10 protein-coding genes and 1 tRNA gene are annotated in these 15673 nt (G+C 63.3%); 1 reads left to right on the plus strand and 10 read right to left on the minus strand.

Annotated elements, in window-relative coordinates:
- From H3U89_RS03645 to H3U89_RS03660, 4 genes are all read right to left on the minus strand, one after another.
- Positions 1-1284 (minus strand): aminotransferase-like domain-containing protein, encoded by a 1284-nt coding sequence (locus H3U89_RS03645; RefSeq protein ID WP_198177090.1) that lies wholly within the window; start codon positions 1282-1284, stop codon positions 1-3.
- 243 nt (positions 1285-1527) lie between these two features.
- Positions 1528-5775 carry a murein biosynthesis integral membrane protein MurJ gene (locus H3U89_RS03650; RefSeq protein WP_198178459.1) on the minus strand — a complete coding sequence of 1416 codons (4248 nt, stop codon included), beginning with the start codon at positions 5773-5775 and terminating at the stop codon, positions 1528-1530.
- Positions 5772-7985, minus strand: coding sequence for a DUF6049 family protein (locus H3U89_RS03655; RefSeq protein ID WP_198178458.1), 2214 nt, complete (start codon positions 7983-7985; stop codon positions 5772-5774). The genes H3U89_RS03650 and H3U89_RS03655 overlap by 4 nt, the downstream gene beginning before the upstream one ends.
- A complete protein-coding gene (locus tag H3U89_RS03660) occupies positions 7982-8623 on the minus strand; it encodes an NUDIX hydrolase (RefSeq protein WP_415873541.1) in 642 nt (213 codons plus the stop codon). Before H3U89_RS03660 ends, H3U89_RS03655 begins: the two co-directional genes overlap by 4 nt.
- A gap of 108 nt (positions 8624-8731) precedes the next feature.
- Between H3U89_RS03660 and H3U89_RS03665 the strand changes: the two genes are divergently transcribed.
- Positions 8732-10156, plus strand: a complete 1425-nt coding sequence (locus tag H3U89_RS03665; RefSeq protein ID WP_198178456.1) for a CCA tRNA nucleotidyltransferase — start codon at positions 8732-8734, stop codon at positions 10154-10156.
- 82 nt (positions 10157-10238) lie between these two features.
- On the opposite strand, the gene H3U89_RS03670 is transcribed toward H3U89_RS03665, so the two are convergent.
- The 6 genes from H3U89_RS03670 to H3U89_RS03695 all read right to left on the minus strand — a co-directional run bounded on the left by H3U89_RS03670 (position 10239) and on the right by H3U89_RS03695 (position 15629).
- Complete coding sequence (locus H3U89_RS03670; protein ID WP_198177095.1) at positions 10239-10850, minus strand: LytR C-terminal domain-containing protein; 612 nt, start codon at positions 10848-10850, stop codon at positions 10239-10241.
- 10 nt (positions 10851-10860) lie between these two features.
- Positions 10861-11781, minus strand: coding sequence for a 4-(cytidine 5'-diphospho)-2-C-methyl-D-erythritol kinase (locus tag H3U89_RS03675; RefSeq protein WP_198178455.1), 921 nt, complete (start codon positions 11779-11781; stop codon positions 10861-10863).
- Positions 11778-12659 (minus strand): 16S rRNA (adenine(1518)-N(6)/adenine(1519)-N(6))-dimethyltransferase RsmA, encoded by an 882-nt coding sequence (rsmA, locus tag H3U89_RS03680; RefSeq protein ID WP_198178454.1) that lies wholly within the window; start codon positions 12657-12659, stop codon positions 11778-11780. The genes H3U89_RS03675 and rsmA overlap by 4 nt, the downstream gene beginning before the upstream one ends.
- 34 nt (positions 12660-12693) lie before the next feature.
- Positions 12694-14118, minus strand: a complete 1425-nt coding sequence (locus H3U89_RS03685; RefSeq protein WP_198178453.1) for a G5 domain-containing protein — start codon at positions 14116-14118, stop codon at positions 12694-12696.
- A 403-nt stretch (positions 14119-14521) separates the two neighbouring features.
- Positions 14522-14595 (minus strand) — tRNA-Thr (locus tag H3U89_RS03690).
- A 110-nt stretch (positions 14596-14705) separates the two neighbouring features.
- Positions 14706-15629 carry a DsbA family protein gene (locus H3U89_RS03695; protein WP_198178452.1) on the minus strand — a complete coding sequence of 308 codons (924 nt, stop codon included), beginning with the start codon at positions 15627-15629 and terminating at the stop codon, positions 14706-14708.
- Positions 15630-15673 lie beyond the last annotated feature (44 nt).

Genomic DNA, 15673 nt, shown 5'->3' on the forward strand with positions numbered 1-15673 from the left:
TCAGCCCCTTTCCTTGCCGCTGTCGGGCTCGAACAGCCGGACGGTGGCGAGTTCGTTCTCGATGACCGTGGACAGTCTGCGTATTCCCTCTCGGATCCGATCGGGAGTGGGGTAACAGAAGGACAGGCGCATATGGTCCGCACCCTCCCCGTTATCGTAGAAGGCTGTGCCTGACACGTAAGCCACCTTGGCGGTGATCGCCCTGGGCAGCATGTCCTTGGCGTTGAGCCCCTGGGGTATCTGCAGCCAGATATAGAAGCCACCCTTGGGCTTGAGCCATGAACAGTAGGGCAGGTATTCCTTCAAAGCCTCGTCCATGGCATCGCAGCGTTCCTTGTACATCCCCCGGTAGTCGTTGATCTGTGACTTCCAGTCGAAGTTGTCCAGATAGGTGGTGATAGTCATCTGGCTCATGTTGGAAGGACAAAGGATGGCTGACTCGTTGGCCAGAACCAGCTTCTGTCGGATGCCAGGAGGTGCAACCATCCAGGCCACGCGCATACCCGGAGCGATGATCTTGGAGAAGCTACTCAGGTAGACAATGCCCTCGGAGTCGTAAGAGCGCAGGGCCGGATAGGTCTGGCCGTCGAAGGCCAGCAGTCCATAAGGATTGTCCTCCACAATGAGCACATGGTACTTTCGGGCGATTTCGATGATTCGCGGCCTCCGCTCGACGCTCATGGTGGCGCCGGCAGGATTGTGGAAGTTAGGCACGGTGTAGAGGAACTTGACCGCCTTGCCCTGGCGGCGCTGCTCCAGAATGGTCTCCTCCAGAGCCTCGGGGATCAGCCCGTCGCCGTCCATGGCCACGTTGACCACATCGACCTGGAAGGATTGGAAGACGCCCAGGGCACCTACATAGTTGGGCGCCTCAGCCAGCACTACATCGCCGGGGTCGCACATGATTCTGGTAATCAGGTCCAGTCCCGATTGGGAACCGTTGACGATGACCACATCATCCGGCTGGACGTCCTTGATGCCTTCCAGCTCCATAATGGGCAGCACGTCTTCGCGCAGGTGGGGATCGCCCTGTGCCGATCCATACTGCCAGGCCACCTGGCCCTTGCTCCGCAGCATGTCGCCAAGCTGGTCGGCCAACTTGTCGAAGGGCATCCGCCCCAGGTAGGGCATGCCACCCGCCAGGGAGACCACCTCGGGCCGGTTGGCCACGGCGAAGAGGGCACGGATCTCGGAGGCGCGCATCTGCTCGGCTCGAGTTGCATAGGAGCTGTACCAAGGATCGTTCTTGATGACCTTGGACGCGATATTGGGATCATCCGCCATAACTGACTTCCGCCTTCCTGCCGCCGTTGTCTAAGGAAACTGTATTACCTGTAGGCGCTATATAGGAGGAAAAATCCAACACATTACCATTTCGGTACACCCATAGTATCGGCATGTGGATGGGTGGGCGGTCATGTCTGCTGATGGGGTCCATGGGGCTTGCAGGCAATTTGCGGCCGACAGATGGTCTATGGGTCGATGTCAGGATGATTCGCCTTTGTTGCCGTCGACCCACAGTCATGCTCAGAAAGCCTGAACTGAAGTGAAGCGCAGGCTGTTTCCCGGCATGCCGTCCATGGGCACCCAGACGACCAGGTCCTGAGTCGTCACCGCCTCGCGCAGGGTGACCTGGGTGGTGCCCGAGGCATCGAAGCTGAAGTCGGCCAGAGGCTGCCCCTGGTTGGGCTGAGCCGCCGTGGAATTCGCATAGATCTGGGCATGACCGCCGCTCTGAGGCGCGACGATGGTCAGGCGGGAGACCTCTTCCGGTTGGGTCAGGTGCATATACCATCCATAGCCCTGCAGGCCGGCAGGCTTGTTGAGGAAGAGCTGGCGGCTGGTCTTGTAGGCCGTAGTGTTCTTGGGCTTGGGCGGATCGGGAACCTTGCCGGCCTCCTTGTCAGCGTGGCTGACCTTGTCTGCATCAGCATCCGCGCCAGCCTGAGCCTGATCGTTGTCATCGCCATTGCCATTGCTGGAGGGGGATGCCTCCTCGTCCCCATTGGTCTTGCCGGGGAAGGGCACGTTGGACATGACCGGCCAGCCACCCTCACTTTTGCCGACCTTGGATCGGGATCCGGTAATGGTCGAGAGGGCCCAGACCAGGGCCACCACAACGATTACAGCCGCTATGGCGATGACCACCGAGCGAGTCGTGAAGCGGCCGAACAGACGGGTGTCAGCCATATCGGCCTCGTCGTCCAGATCCTTATCCTGCTCATCGTCGGGAAGTACCGAGTAAGTCACCGGCACAGGCATGGAGTGGATTTCAGGCGTGAAGCTGGGGGGCAGCGGCTCCATGACTGTGGTCTGCTGCTCCTCCTCGTCGAAATCAGGGCTCTTGGAGGATCGGGCTGTCTGGTCAGGTGCCTTGCCGGGCGCCTTGGTCTTGTCCGAAGCAGCGGCGGAAGAGGAGTGTTCATTCCGGGCTGCAGGTTCTCCACTGCCTCCGACAAGAGGTTCGGCGGCCTCAGCTCCTGTTTGGCGCGCACGCGAATCGATGTTGCCTTGTGGAGCGCTCAGGTTGGATGTTGCCTTGGCGGCCTGGCTGCTGCCGTTCGCCGCACCATTCTCCTGGCCGCTGGACTTGTGGAAGTCCCACTGGGAGAAGCCTCGCTCCACGGGGTTGTTGGCAGTCACGCCGTTGCCGCTGAGAGCCTCGGACGGTTTGCGCTGATCGTCTTTGACGGTCGGCATCCGTCCGGTCACAGCCTTGGACTCTTCCTCATTCACGGCTGCGGGTCTGGCCGCCGTAGCTCTGAGTGCGCTCACATCCATGGCTGCGGTCTTGCGGGAGGAGCTGTTCAGCGAACGCAGCCGCTGGCGCTCGTCAAAGAGCGAGAAGAGGTCGGTATCCGTATCCTCCGGATTGAGCATTTCGATCTCGCTGCGGCCGGGGAAGAGCAGTTGGTTGGTCTTCCAGTGCGGCTCATGGTGGGATACGGTCTGCCTGGCAGGCAGGGCCGAGGAGGTCAGCCCCTCGGGAAGCGGGAGTACGTTCTTGGGGTCCACTGGACGCAGGGCGACGGACTCGATGGAGGCACGGCCGTCCAGTCCGGGCCAGATCAGATCGCTGTCGGTCAGCTCCTCGGGCGGGACCCAGGGGCTGAGCAGGGCCGAGAGCTCCGCCAGGGTGACCAGCGGAACCGGCACGGTTCCCTGCTCATTCGCCAGGCCCAGCCCGCGCATGCAGATGATTTTGAACTCTTCCGGGGCCTGCTTGGGCAGCTCCTGCAGACTGGGCTGCCGTCCGTCCTGGTCGGGTCGGCGCGTCAGCATGGCATAGAGCACACCGGCCAGCTCCCGTATGGCATACTCCTCGTTCGTCAACCCCGTCTCAGTTGAGACTGACGGGTGCTCGAGCATAGGCGATATGGGTGCATCTGCCAGGGTGATCGAGGCCGGGGCCAGTCTGATGGTGCTCGTGGAGACCGCATAGTCGACCATGCCTGCGGCATGCAGGGTCCGCATGGCCTCCGTGACCTCTCCCATGATGGTGCCGATGGCCCGGTCGCTGAGCGTTTCCCCGGCGGGTCCGTGCATGTAGTCCTTCAGGGACATGCCGGCATCGGGAGCGGTGACGATTAGGGAGACCTTGTCACGAGTGTGCAGCTGATAGACCGGGGTGAAACGGCGATCCTTGCTCAGCGCCAGGCTTGAGGCGTTGATGTTGATCCGGTCCATGCAGGTGGAATCCCCCGCGATGAAGAGCTGGCAATCCCTGTCCAGGACCTTGTCCTTGGCCCGCCAGGCGCTCAGACCGTTCGCGCGGCGGAGCAGGGTGACCAGGGTGTATCTGCCGAGGATGGTGTCTCCGATATGCGCGTTCATAGTTGCCGAGCTCTCATCAGAAGTGGGGCGCCGCCTGTAGTCGGCGACACCGTGGTGGACCTTGCTGTTCCTAGGTACAATCCTAACGGGTTGCGGGGTCGGGGGAGCCGGTGGAGGTCCGGCTATCGCGGATTCTCCATCAGCGTCGGACTCGCGGGCCTCTTCGAAGTTCTCCAGCGCTGCGTCCATGCCGGGCAGAGCGGAGTCGGGGGAGGAGGAGTGCACCACCCTGACCGAGCGGTCGGCCAGCCGGGAGGGTCGCTCCTGCAGTGCGTCCAGGCTGCGGACGGGGTGCCGGGCTGTCCTGCCCAGCCGGCGGGCCAGATCAACCAGGAGCTGGATGAATTCCTCCGTGCGCAGGGCTACCAGGGTCACAACATAGATGACCGCCGTCAACAGGGTGATGACCACGCAGATGAAGAGCGCCTGCACCCAGCTCATGTGACCCTGCCGACCCTGAATCCAGGCTCCGACCAGATGGGTCACCGGGGTTTTGACCGTCAGGGCGGCCGCCAGGGCCAATCCCGCAGCCAGGAAAGCCTTGGCGTAGGTGATAAGAATCCGCCGCTCGTCCAGATTTCCCTGGAAGGGGCTGCGCAGCATGTGAGCCAGGACAGGGAAGCTGAGGAGGCTGCTCAGGGACAGGCTCAGTCCTACCATCGCCGCCCAGTAACGGGGAGGCAACAGGCGTATGGATACCAGAAGCACTGCCACCTGGATGGTGTTGGAGACGGCCGCGAAGATGAAAGGATGCCGGCCATCCTCGAAGGCGTAGAAGGTGCGCTGAATGAGCAGGAAGGCGCTCGTGGGAACCAGCCCCAGGGAAAGCGTTATCAGCGGTCCTGAGATAAGGACAGACTCGTGGACGCTTACCGAGGGCAGCAGGGCTCGGGTGATGGGCACTGGAATGGCCAACAGGACTGCGGCGAAGAAGAACATGACCAGTCCGACGTTGCGCAGGGCCTGGCTCAGATCATTGCGGGCATCCCCGATGCGGCCGTCGGAAACCGCCTTGGACAGCTTGGGGAAGAGGGCCGTGCTGACCGAGACGGCCACCAGCGAGTAGGGCAGGATGAAGATGGTGTAGGCGTTCTGATAGGAGCCGTTGCCGGCGATGTCAAACGGGTTGCCCTCCAGGGGGGCGCCGTTGTTGACGCGGGCATTGACTACGTTGGCCAGCTGGTTGATGACGACCACGCACATGCTCCAGGCCGCCACCGAGCCCATGGATCGCAGGCCGATTCCGCGCAGGCCCCAGCGAGGACGATAGCGGAAGCCGCTCATGATCAAGGGGATAAAGAGGACCAGCGCCTGGAAGGCCACCCCCAGGGTCCAGGCTCCGGCGGTCAGGGCCACCTTGCCGTTGTCCCAGAAGCCGACCGGCTGATTGCGGGCGTTGCCGAACAGGAAGATGAAGGCCAGGAAGCCCAGGCAGCTGATAACGTTGGCACCCACCGAGCTCCAGGCGTATGCGGTGAACCGGCCCTTGGCGGCCAGGATCTGCCCCAGGACCGTGTAGAGCCCGTAGAAGAAGACCTGGGGCATGCACCAGAGCGTGAAGGAGTTGGCCAGGGCCCGCTGTGCCGGGTTCCACTTGGAGTTCAGATAGATGGTGGTCAGCACCGGAGTGCCCAGCATCAGCAGCAGGGTCAGCAGGGCCAGGAGGACCATGGCGACCGTGATCAGCTTGTTCAGCCGGTCTGCTGCGTCCCGCTCCTTGAGGGTGCGCACGATCTGCGGGACCAGGACGGCGTTGAAGATGCCGCCCGAGATCAGGGTGAACATGACCTGAGGAATCATGGCGCCGGTCTGGTAGGCGTCGGCCGCGATTCCGGTGGTCCCTATGGCGGCTGCCAGCAGGATGGTGCGGATCTGCCCGGTCACGCGGGAGGCCGCGGTGCCCGTGGCCATGATGGCGGAATTGCGCCCTACGGAGCTCATTCGTCCGGGTCCTTCGTACGGTGGAACTGCCGCCAGAGCCCCAGGAGTCCCAGGAGCACGGCGATGACAATGATGATCAGGCCGCTCATGTCACTCAATCGCAGATTGCTGGTGATCTGAGCCCGGCGCACCTGGCCGAAGGGACGACCCTGGCTGTCCAGCAGGCCGATGTCCACGTTGGCTCTGCCGGCTGCGGCCACTCTGACCTTGAAGGTCACCTGGGCCTCGGACCGGGCGGGAATGACCGCCTCCGCCATACGGGAGGTGACGATCTCCATGGAATCGGTTCGGGCGCTGATGCGGGCGTGGACGGGATAGGGGTGGCTGTTGCTGACGGTGACGGGCATGGAGGCCGTCTCGCTGACGACGTTCAAAGACTCGCTGGGTGTGATGCTGATGCCGTCCAAGAGCCGGTGGGATATGGCCTCGGCCTGATCGGCCAGACCAGAGGCGGCTGCGGTTCCGCCCAGGGATTTCAGAGCCAGATCGTCGTGGGCGGCGGTCAGCTGGTTCAGCCACTGATGCGGATTCTTGGGCTGGCGGGCGGTGGTGTCGGCATCCTGGCGGGCCAGGGCCTGGCTGTCGGTCTTGCCTGCTGAGGCGCTGTCGGTGGGTTGGGAATCCTGCTTGTCGTCAGCCAGGATGGAGGTGGCGAATCGGTCGATGTCAGCACGGCTGGCGATCAGGGAGTCCAGGGTGCCTGTCGGGCCATCGCCGTGTTTGGCGCTGCCCTTGGCGTTGCCGAGCTCCAGGGCCTTGAGCAGACCCGAAGATCCGCCGGTGAAGTCGGGCGCCTGCATCAGGTTGTCCATGGAGACCAGGTTGATCCATGGGGCATGCTCCAGTTCGGTCATGATCCGGTCCGCCTGTTGGGTGTCCTGATCGGCGTCGAAGCAGACCAGGAGGGAGCGTTCGGCGTAGGGTTGTTCCATCTGATAGAAGGCGCTCTGGGCTATGAACCGGGCCGTCTGCCCGGCCTGGGTCTGCTCACCGGTGGCACGTGTGGAGCTTGGGTGACCTCTGGCCAGGTTGCTGAGTTCGCGCTGGGCCGACAGGACGGTTACCTTTCCGGCCTTGGTCTCGATGGTGTACTTGCCGGTGTGGGCGGAGGTGCCGGCGCCGACCTCGAAGCCCTGGGGGGCGATGACCGTCTGATATCCGGCACGGCGGGCCGCAGCGATGGACTCCATGGTCCACTCCTGTCGGCCCTGCCAGGCGTACGCGCCAGGCGCTGTGTCAGCATAGAGCTTGGCCGCGGTCTGGGCGCTCCAGGAGTCGGGGGTGACTCCAGCCTGGGCGTAACGGTCCTGGTTCTGGGATGCATACCCGGTGATGTCGAAGTCGGCCGGCTGAATCAGCCCTTGTATCTGGGGACGGTTGGCGAAGGCGGACAGGTAGACCGGGTCGCCCAGGGCTTGCAGGGACCCGTGTTTGGACAGCAGCTGGCTCTGGTCCTCCTGGCGGCGGGTCCCCTGGCGGGTCAGTGTCACGCTCCGGTTTTTATCGTTGCCCGGGCCTGACGCGGATTCGGCATTGGACTGGGTCATTAGCGCCGTCATGGCCTTGTCGTCAATGTTCCAGTCCGAGGAGGTCAGCGGCAGGACCATGGTCAGGGACAGGGCGGGGGTGCCTGCAGTGGGCAGGCCATCCCAGGTCCGCGTAAGAAAGGTGAATACGTCGCCCAGGATCCGGCCCTGATCGTCGCTTAGGGAGAGCCGGACGGGCTTGGGCCCCCAGCTGGTCATCTTCTTGATCGCGTCTTGATCAGCCGGTACGTTGACTGCGACCTCGGTGCTCTGCCCGGCCGGAATCGTCGGTACTGTCTGCGTACCCAGCACATCCGGGGTGGGAATGCGGGCGTGGCCTTCGGACCAGGTCTGCATGTCGGCCCGTGAACTGAAGGAGTAGAGGGCGCTGGTGGACACGCTCAGATGGGCATTCTCCATGGGTTGGTTCGCGGTGTTGGTCACCGCAGCGCGCAGGGCGTAGCCGGACTGGTCGGTCACCACTGGCGTCGACCAGCGCAGGGCTACCTCGGCTGAGCTCTGATGACTGGTGGCAGCCAGGGCTGGTGTCGGATGCCAGGGAGTCATCACCAGGGCCAGCAGAAGGATGGTCGCCAGCAGGACTCGGGTCCACCGGGTCCACCGATTGAAGGCATGAATGTGCTGGCTGGTGCGCCCGCTCGGGCGCAGGGAGGTCTGGATCATGGCTGTTTTTTGTACTTCCTTGCGTAGAGCCAGGCTATTTTACGTTCATTGGGGTAACTGAGCACTGAGGTCAGGTCTGAGAAGTCCACCCAGATGGCATCTTCGGCCTCATGATCGGGGTCGCCCTCCACGCTCAGGGATCCGCCGATCATCCGCAGGACGAAATGATGGACCAGCTTGTGGACCCGCTGATTGGTCCCGGTGAACCAGTAGTCGATGGTGGCGATGGAGTCGGTCACCCTACCCAGTATCCCCGTCTCCTCGTGGACCTCGCGCACCGCAGTCTGCTCGGGTGTTTCCCCCTTCTCGATATGCCCCTTGGGCAGGCACCATTCCAGGTGGCCAGAGCGGGAGTGCCGGGCGATGATGGCCACCCGGTCATACCGGTCAAAAATCAGCCCACCCGCCGAATATTCGCGCACCACCGGCAGCTCCTGGGCATCCAGGGAGGCAAAGGTCGAAGGTCCCGAGGCATGCTTGTGCCGGGGCATGAGGGCAGGTGTGGGAGCGTCATCCTCGGTCTGTATGCGCTCGCGGATCTGCGGATCCAGACGTTCGCTTACAGTCTCCACCAGGTGGCCCCGACTCTGCTGGTCGCGGGCATGGGTATCCGCAGAATCGGCGCTATGTGCAAGCATGCGCGCCATGTCCGCGGGCGTAATCATACTCCAACTTTACGTAAGGTAATGTGCAGGTGGGGTAACGGTATGCTAGTAGGCGCATCAACTCCGTAGGAAAGGGTGAGCGTGGATTTCCAAGTCTGGCCGGAGGCCATCGAGCTCGGGCGCCTCTTCGCCGAGCAGGGATTTGAACTGGCGTTGGTAGGGGGTCCTGTACGCGATCTGCTCCTGCACCGGCCCTCCCACGACCTGGACTTCTGCACCTCGGCCAGGCCCGAGCAGTTCGAGCCCATCCTGCGTCACTGGGGGTCGGGCTTCTGGGACATGGGGCGCAAATTCGGCACCCTGGGCGCGCTGCGGCGGCGTCCTGACGGCACCGAGGTCAAGGTGGAGGTGACCACCTACCGGCGAGACACCTATGATCCGGACTCCCGCAAGCCCGAGGTGGACTATGGGGACAATCTTGAGGGCGACCTTTCACGGCGCGACTTCACTGTCAATGCCATGGCCCTGCGGGTGCCCGACCTGGTGTTCGTAGACCCCTACCGGGGGGCCAATGACCTGGCCAAGCAGGTGCTGCGGACCCCGGTGGATCCCCGCCAGTCCTTCGACGACGACCCCCTGCGGATGATGCGGGCCGTGCGATTCGTGGCCCAGCTGGGATTCACCATCGCCCCGGAGACCGCAGAGGCCATCACCCGCATGACCGATCGAATCAACATCGTCTCGGCCGAGCGGATTCGCGACGAGCTGACCAAGCTCATGCTGTCCGACCACCCCGTCCAGGGCATTGAGGCTCTGGTGCAGTCCGGCCTGGCTGACATCGTTCTGCCCGAGGTGCCGGCTCTGCAGCTGGAGATAGACGAGCATCACCGGCACAAGGATGTCTTCGAGCACACCCTGATGGTGGTGGACCGGGCCATCGCCCTGGAGACAGGACCTGACGGACCGGTACCCGCCCCGGACCTGACCCTGCGCCTTGCCGCTCTGCTGCACGACATCGGCAAGCCCGCCACCAGACGCTTTGAGCCCGGTGGTAAGGTCAGCTTCCATCACCATGATGCAGTCGGAGCCCGGTTGGCCCGCAAGCGCCTCAAGGCCCTGCGCTTCGACCACCACCTGATCGCCGACGTCTGCGACCTGATCTCCATGCACCTGCGTTTCCACGGCTACGTGGATGAGCGGTGGACCGATGCGGCCGTACGCCGCTATGCCCGAGAGACAGGACCTCTATATGAGCGGCTCAATCGCCTGACTCGTGCCGATGCGACCACCCGCAACAAGCGAAAGGCTCAGGTCTTCTCCTCCGCCATGGACGAGTTGGAGGACAGGGTGGCTCAACTGCGCCAGCAGGAGGATCTGAATGCCATCCGGCCCGACTTGGATGGACGACAGATCATGCAGATTCTGGACCTCAAGCCCGGACCGCAGGTGGGACGCGCCTATAAGCACATGCTGGACTACCGCCTGGATCAAGGCCCGGTCGACCGGCAGACAGCCGAGCAGGAGCTGCGGGACTGGTGGCAAAGAGAAGGCGCTGACCAAGCCTGACCAAGGTCGTACCTTTCCGGGCGGGCGCTCTTGGTCGGGAGACTGTGGATGTTGAATCCGGCGGTACGCCGGATCTGCGGTGTCAGGCCTTGGGAGCCTTGGGCAGGTTCTTCATGGAGGAGGGGTCGGCCTGGCAGCCCTTGATGGCTTCGATCTTGCGGCCTACGACAGAGTTGCTGTCCTCGTCGTCCAGATCGGTAAAGGTGGCCCCGATGACCACGTCGATCAAATCGTCGTTGCGGTCGTCCATGATCAGAACCGCATCGTTGAATTGGGATCCCACTGTGTAGCCGCGGTCAATGGCTGAGGCTCCGAAGCGTATCTGGGTGCGGGCGGTCTCGGTCTTGCCTGGGTAGTCCGCCACATCCTGCATGTTGAATCCCCGATTGCGCAGGGCCGAGGCCAGGGCTGTGGCCAGTCCGGACTTGTTGGTTCCGTTGAGCACGCGCACGCGGATGTCGGGGTGGTTGACCAGCTTGGCATTGTCGGGCGGGCAGGGCACAGCGACCCCGTAGTTGGGCTTGGCGATGGTGGCGTGTTCGGCGGTATGCCCGATGGACCCGAAGATGATCAGTCCGCAGATGATCAGGATGGCTACTAGGGCGCTGACGACTATGGTGAAGACCATCTTCTGCCGCCGTCGCACGAACTGCCTGCGGGCCTCGCGTTCGTCGAGTGGTTCGGGATTCGTCATGTTGCCTACTCTACTGTCCATGGGTGACTCGCAGGGGGATTATCCTGGGCAGGACTGGCGAGTCAGCCTCGATGATCCTGTCCACGGCATTCTGCTCCCGCCAGAGCCTTATCAGTGTGCTTGCCTGCTCGGGGCGAGGGGCCATGACCACCACAGAGGGGCCCGATCCGGAGACGAAGGCCGGACCGGTGCCTGCCCGCCGGGCGAGGTCCAGGGCCTGGCGCGAGCGCGGGTGCAGGGTACAGGCGGTCTCCTGCAGGTCGTTCAAGTCGTCGGAGCCGGGTCCGATCAGATCGAAGGCCTTGTATACCTGGGCGGTGCTCAGCTGGTCCTCGTAGGCCCCGATCAGGAGGTGCCCGGTCAGCCCGGCCCGGGACAGCCGCTGGGCTTGCAGACCATCCGGTTCCAGGGGTTCCAGAATCTGGCCGAAGCCCGTGCCCCTGCTGAGCCCTCCATGCAGGCAGAAGGGCAGGTCCGCGCCCAGCCCGGCGGCGATACGATCCAGATCGGCGGCAGCCATCCCCAGATTCCAGAGCCGATTCAGCCCCAGCATGGTTCCGGCGGCATCCGCTGACCCGCCGGCCAGTCCGGCACCCACCGGTATCCGTTTGACGATGTGGATGGCCACATCAGGCTGGTGTCCGGTGGCCTTGGCCATGGTCAGGAGGGCCTTGACGGCCAGGTTGGCATGTGGATCGGCATCACGGCGGTTCAGGTCGCCCAGGTGATCGCCCTCCAGACTCAGGCGGAATCCGCTGCCTGGTTCTCTCCGGCGAAGTTCGACTTTGTCCCAGATTCCCACGGCACTGTATATGGTGTCCAGGCGGTGTCGCCCTCCAAGGTCGGCTCGTGTCGGTCCGACGCGGAGTCTCAGATTGATCTTGGCGGGACAGTAAAGGGCAACGCCCTCCCTCCTGGCTGCCGGGCTCACGCGGCCACCTCGCGGCGGGCTTGCTCCAGGGCGACGAACTCCTCGATGGTCATGGTTTCCCCCCGGCGTGCAGGGTCGATGCCTGCGGCCTGGAAGGCTTCGGCGGTCACCAGGCTCTTAAGTGCGGCGTGCAGGGTCTTGCGGCGCTGTCCAAAGGCGGCATCGATCAGGGCGAAGACCTCGGTCCTCGTGCCCTCGTCCCCGCGCCCGTGTCCATCCTTGTCCCGCGTGAAGGAGACCAGGGCCGAGTCCACGTTGGGGGCTGGCCAGAAGACATGGCGCCCGACCCTGCCAGCCTGGGCGGCATGCCCGTACCAGGCCAGCTTCAGGCTGGGTACGCCGTAGACCTTGGAACCCGGGGCGGCCGTCAGTCGGTCCGCCACCTCCTTCTGGACCATGACCAGAAACCGGTTCAGATTGGTGAACCGGGCCAGGAGGGTCAGAATGATCGGAGTGGCTACGTTGTAGGGCAGGTTGGCCACCATGGCCAGGTCGGCGGCCGTGCCCGCGTCGCCTGCCAGCTGAGGGGTCAGGGTCAGGGCATCCCGGTTGATTACGGTCAGCCGGTCCAGGCTCTCCGGCATGCGCTCGCTGACGGTCTGCGGCAGCTGTCGGGCCAGAACGGGATCGATCTCGTCGGCGGTCACCGGGCAGCCCGCCTCCAACAATCCAAGAGTCAGGGATCCCAGACCAGGACCCACCTCCAGAACGGGCTGGCCAGATTCCACCTTGGCCAGACGGACAATCCTGCGGACAGTCCCTGGATCGATGACGAAGTTCTGCCCCAGCCGTTTGGTGGGGTGGATGCCGATCTGGTCGGCGAGGCGTCGGATGTCGGCTGCTCCCAGGAGGCGGTCACTCTCGGTTTTAGTGTTCATGTCGGTTCGCTACTCGGCGGGTGTGGTTAGGGGATCAGTACCAGTTATATTGCTGCCAATGGTGCCAGGCCGTGCTGGGATTCCCGTACTGTTGGCCGATATACCAGAGGCCCCAATCAATCTGGACAGCGGCATCGTCACGCCAGTTGTCTCCAAACTTTGCCATCTTAGAGCCCGGCAGAGATTGTGGGATGCCGTAGGCGTCGGAGTTGGGATTCTTCTTATACCACCACCATTCCGACTCCTTGTTCCAGAGTGTCACCAGGTCATTGAATTGCGAACCTGTCCATCCGCGCTGGGCGGCGGCGCCCCCGGCGTAGGCCTGGGCTACATCGGGTTCTGCATGCCAAAGACCGTCACGAGATGGACTCGGCGCTGGCGCTGGCGACGGGGCTGGTTTGTTCTCGGGCTTGGTTGGAGCTGGTGTGCTTGGCTGTTTCGGCTGCGTGGTCTGCGGAGGCTTGGTCTGTGTTGGCGTAGGGGCCGGTGTCGTTGCCGACTGCGAATCCTTGCTGGGCGAGGGGCTCGGAGATGGCGTCTTCTGCGCCTGTTGGGAATCCTTGCCTGTGTCCTTGGACTGCTGCCCGCTGTTCTGTCCCTCCTTCGGCTTGTCGGGACCGACGGCCACCACCTGATCCACCGGTATGGCCACGGTCTCCTCCTTGATCACCTGCTCCGATTCGGCCTGTCCGTCCACGTAGGTGACCTGGATGGTCTGCAGGCGTCGACCTGCTACGCCTGCCTGCCGCATCTGGGTCTGACCGGGCGCCAGGCTCGGGTCGACCACGGTCCTCGTAGCGAAGGGTATGGGGATTGTTTTTTGAGTGTTTCCGTGGGTGACCCGTTGGACCCGCAGCACGGTGGTGCCCTGGTCATGCTCCACGCTGACCCGGTCCTCCTTGCCCAGCACGATGCCCTTGGAGTCCAGGATGGAGGCGGCTGGAAGCTTGCCGTCAGGGGCTACCGAGGTCTTCCCGTCAGCTATGACAGTGACCGGCCCTGTCTGGTTGATGACCAGACCGCCGGTCAGTTGGTTATAGACGTTGTCCACATCCACGGTGACCTTCATGGCCTGCTTGCGGTTCTCCTCGAAGAATCCCAGCAGCTGGTCCATGCTGGTGGCCGTGGTCCAGAAAGGCACCCGCTGGCCCTGGATGACGATGGTGGTCTGGTAGGCGGAACGCACGGTGACCGCCGCATGGTTGCGCAGCTGGCCTCCTGAAGTGGAATCGACCAGGTCGTGGGTCTTGACCTTAATCCCTCGCTCGCGCAGCAGACCGTCCACGCTGTAGGCGTAGGTGGTCACCATTCTGGTCTGCCCGTTGACGCTCAGCGCCACGCTCTTGCGCGCGGCTATGCCGAAGGTCAGGACCGTGGCCAGAACGACCAGGAGGGCACAAGAGACCACGCGGATTCTTCTGAGCACGACGAAACGCCGCGGTGTCCAGCGTCTGGCCATGTGCTCGCCTCCCTGTTCCTGCCTTGTCTGTACCCGGCAATTCTAACGGGGCGGGCATGGAGCGAGGCCACACAATTCGCAAGGTCGGGCAAACATCCACATTTGTCGCGGACGGGTGGCAATAAAAAAGCCGACCTGGCCGTCATCGGTCAGTCGGCTTTTCAAGACCCGGGCCCTGGGCCGGCGGATCAACGTCAAGAGGACGGGAATGAAGGGGAATGCTCCCGTCCTCGAATACGAACGGAGATGGTTGGGGAAAAGCTCCGTTCGTACTTCGGAGAACGAGCCTCCGAAATGACTTACTCGAGGGAAGTATTTGCAATTATCCAGGTAATGTCCATTATTATAGCCTGCCCGGAGACAAAGCCGGATAGTCGGATTTAATGGTTCGTTCCTGGCGTAGAGCCTCCTGTCAGAGTCGAACTGACGACCTGCCGCTTACAAGGCGGCTGCTCTGGCCAACTGAGCTAAGGAGGCGGTCCCGGTGGTCCATTACAGCATTCCGGGCCGCGGTACGGAATGATATCGTACCATCACCGTGCCCCCAAGGGGACGCTGGGCGCGTAATTTCTCTCGACCTGCCCGGTTCAGCTCAGCGAGCGCGGTTGGCCGGAGGCGCCGATGGCCGGCATGGCGCCCTTGACGCCCACCTTTGACTGGTCCAGGCCCAGAGCCTTGAGCAGGCCCGAACTGTAGTCCAAGCCCGCTCGGGACAGGTTGCCCAGCTCCCAGTAATTGCCGTTGATGCGGACCGTGGGCGTGGTCATCTGCCCCTTGTTGGACCCGCTGGGATTCCAGAGCTCCTTGCGCAGGGGGGTGTAGGCGTCCATGGCCTTGATCCAAGCCCGGTAGTGGCCCTTGACCGCCTGGTCGGCGACCTTGGGATCAACCCCGGCCTTTATGGCCTGCTGGCGGATCTTGTCGTTGCTGACGGGGTGGTAGTCGGACTCGTCCGGTTGGAAGTCCTTGGCGTAGAGATTGGCGATGAAGGGCAGCAGATGGTCGGGGTCGTGCTGGGCCACGTAGATGGTGGCCGTGCCTGTCCTGGTCGAATAGTTGTCGGTGGAGAGCCGGTCCATGAAGCTCATGGGGTAGATGACCAGGTTGATCTGTCCGGCATCCACCAGACCGGTCAGGGTGGAGTCCAGCCCGCGGTGCAAAGCGCCACAGCCTGGGCACATGAAGTCCATGTAGATCTCCACGGTCGGAGCCTTGGCCACCGGCTTGCCCAGCCCCTTGGAACTGATCAGGAAGCCGCCCTGGTCATTGGCGGCCGAGGGCTTTTCCTTGACCTTTGCGACGGCCTGACGAGCCTGCTCCAGGTCCTGGGTCTTGACAGGGCGATGGCTGCGCCAGTACAAGAATCCGCCCAGAGCGATCAGGGTGATGAGCACCACGGTGACGATGACGCCGATCATGGTCTGCTGGCGGCGCTCCTTGGCCTCCTGGAGCCGTCGGGCCTCTTCCTGGGCCTTGAGCGCGGCCTTGCGGTTCTGCTTGCCCTTGGACATGACCTGGATCCTTTCCTTGGCGTACTGAGCATAGTGTAGCCGCC

This window comes from Bifidobacterium sp. W8104, assembly GCF_016100735.1.
Classification (GTDB): Bacteria; Actinomycetota; Actinomycetes; order Actinomycetales; family Bifidobacteriaceae; genus Bombiscardovia; species Bombiscardovia choladohabitans.

Bases quoted from the DNA above. Each gene is read 5' to 3' on its own strand.
- H3U89_RS03670 (WP_198177095.1), bottom strand. From the start codon at position 10,850: ATGACGAATCCCGAACCACTCGACGAACGCGAGGCCCGCAGGCAGTTC.
- H3U89_RS03660 (WP_415873541.1), bottom strand. From the start codon at position 8,623: ATGCTTGCACATAGCGCCGATTCTGCGGATACCCATGCCCGCGACCAG.
- H3U89_RS03685 (WP_198178453.1), bottom strand. From the start codon at position 14,118: ATGGCCAGACGCTGGACACCGCGGCGTTTCGTCGTGCTCAGAAGAATC.
- H3U89_RS03695 (WP_198178452.1), bottom strand. From the start codon at position 15,629: ATGTCCAAGGGCAAGCAGAACCGCAAGGCCGCGCTCAAGGCCCAGGAA.
- H3U89_RS03645 (WP_198177090.1), bottom strand. From the start codon at position 1,284: ATGGCGGATGATCCCAATATCGCGTCCAAGGTCATCAAGAACGATCCT.
- H3U89_RS03655 (WP_198178458.1), bottom strand. From the start codon at position 7,985: ATGATCCAGACCTCCCTGCGCCCGAGCGGGCGCACCAGCCAGCACATT.
- H3U89_RS03650 (WP_198178459.1), bottom strand. From the start codon at position 5,775: ATGAGCTCCGTAGGGCGCAATTCCGCCATCATGGCCACGGGCACCGCG.
- rsmA (WP_198178454.1), bottom strand. From the start codon at position 12,659: ATGAACACTAAAACCGAGAGTGACCGCCTCCTGGGAGCAGCCGACATC.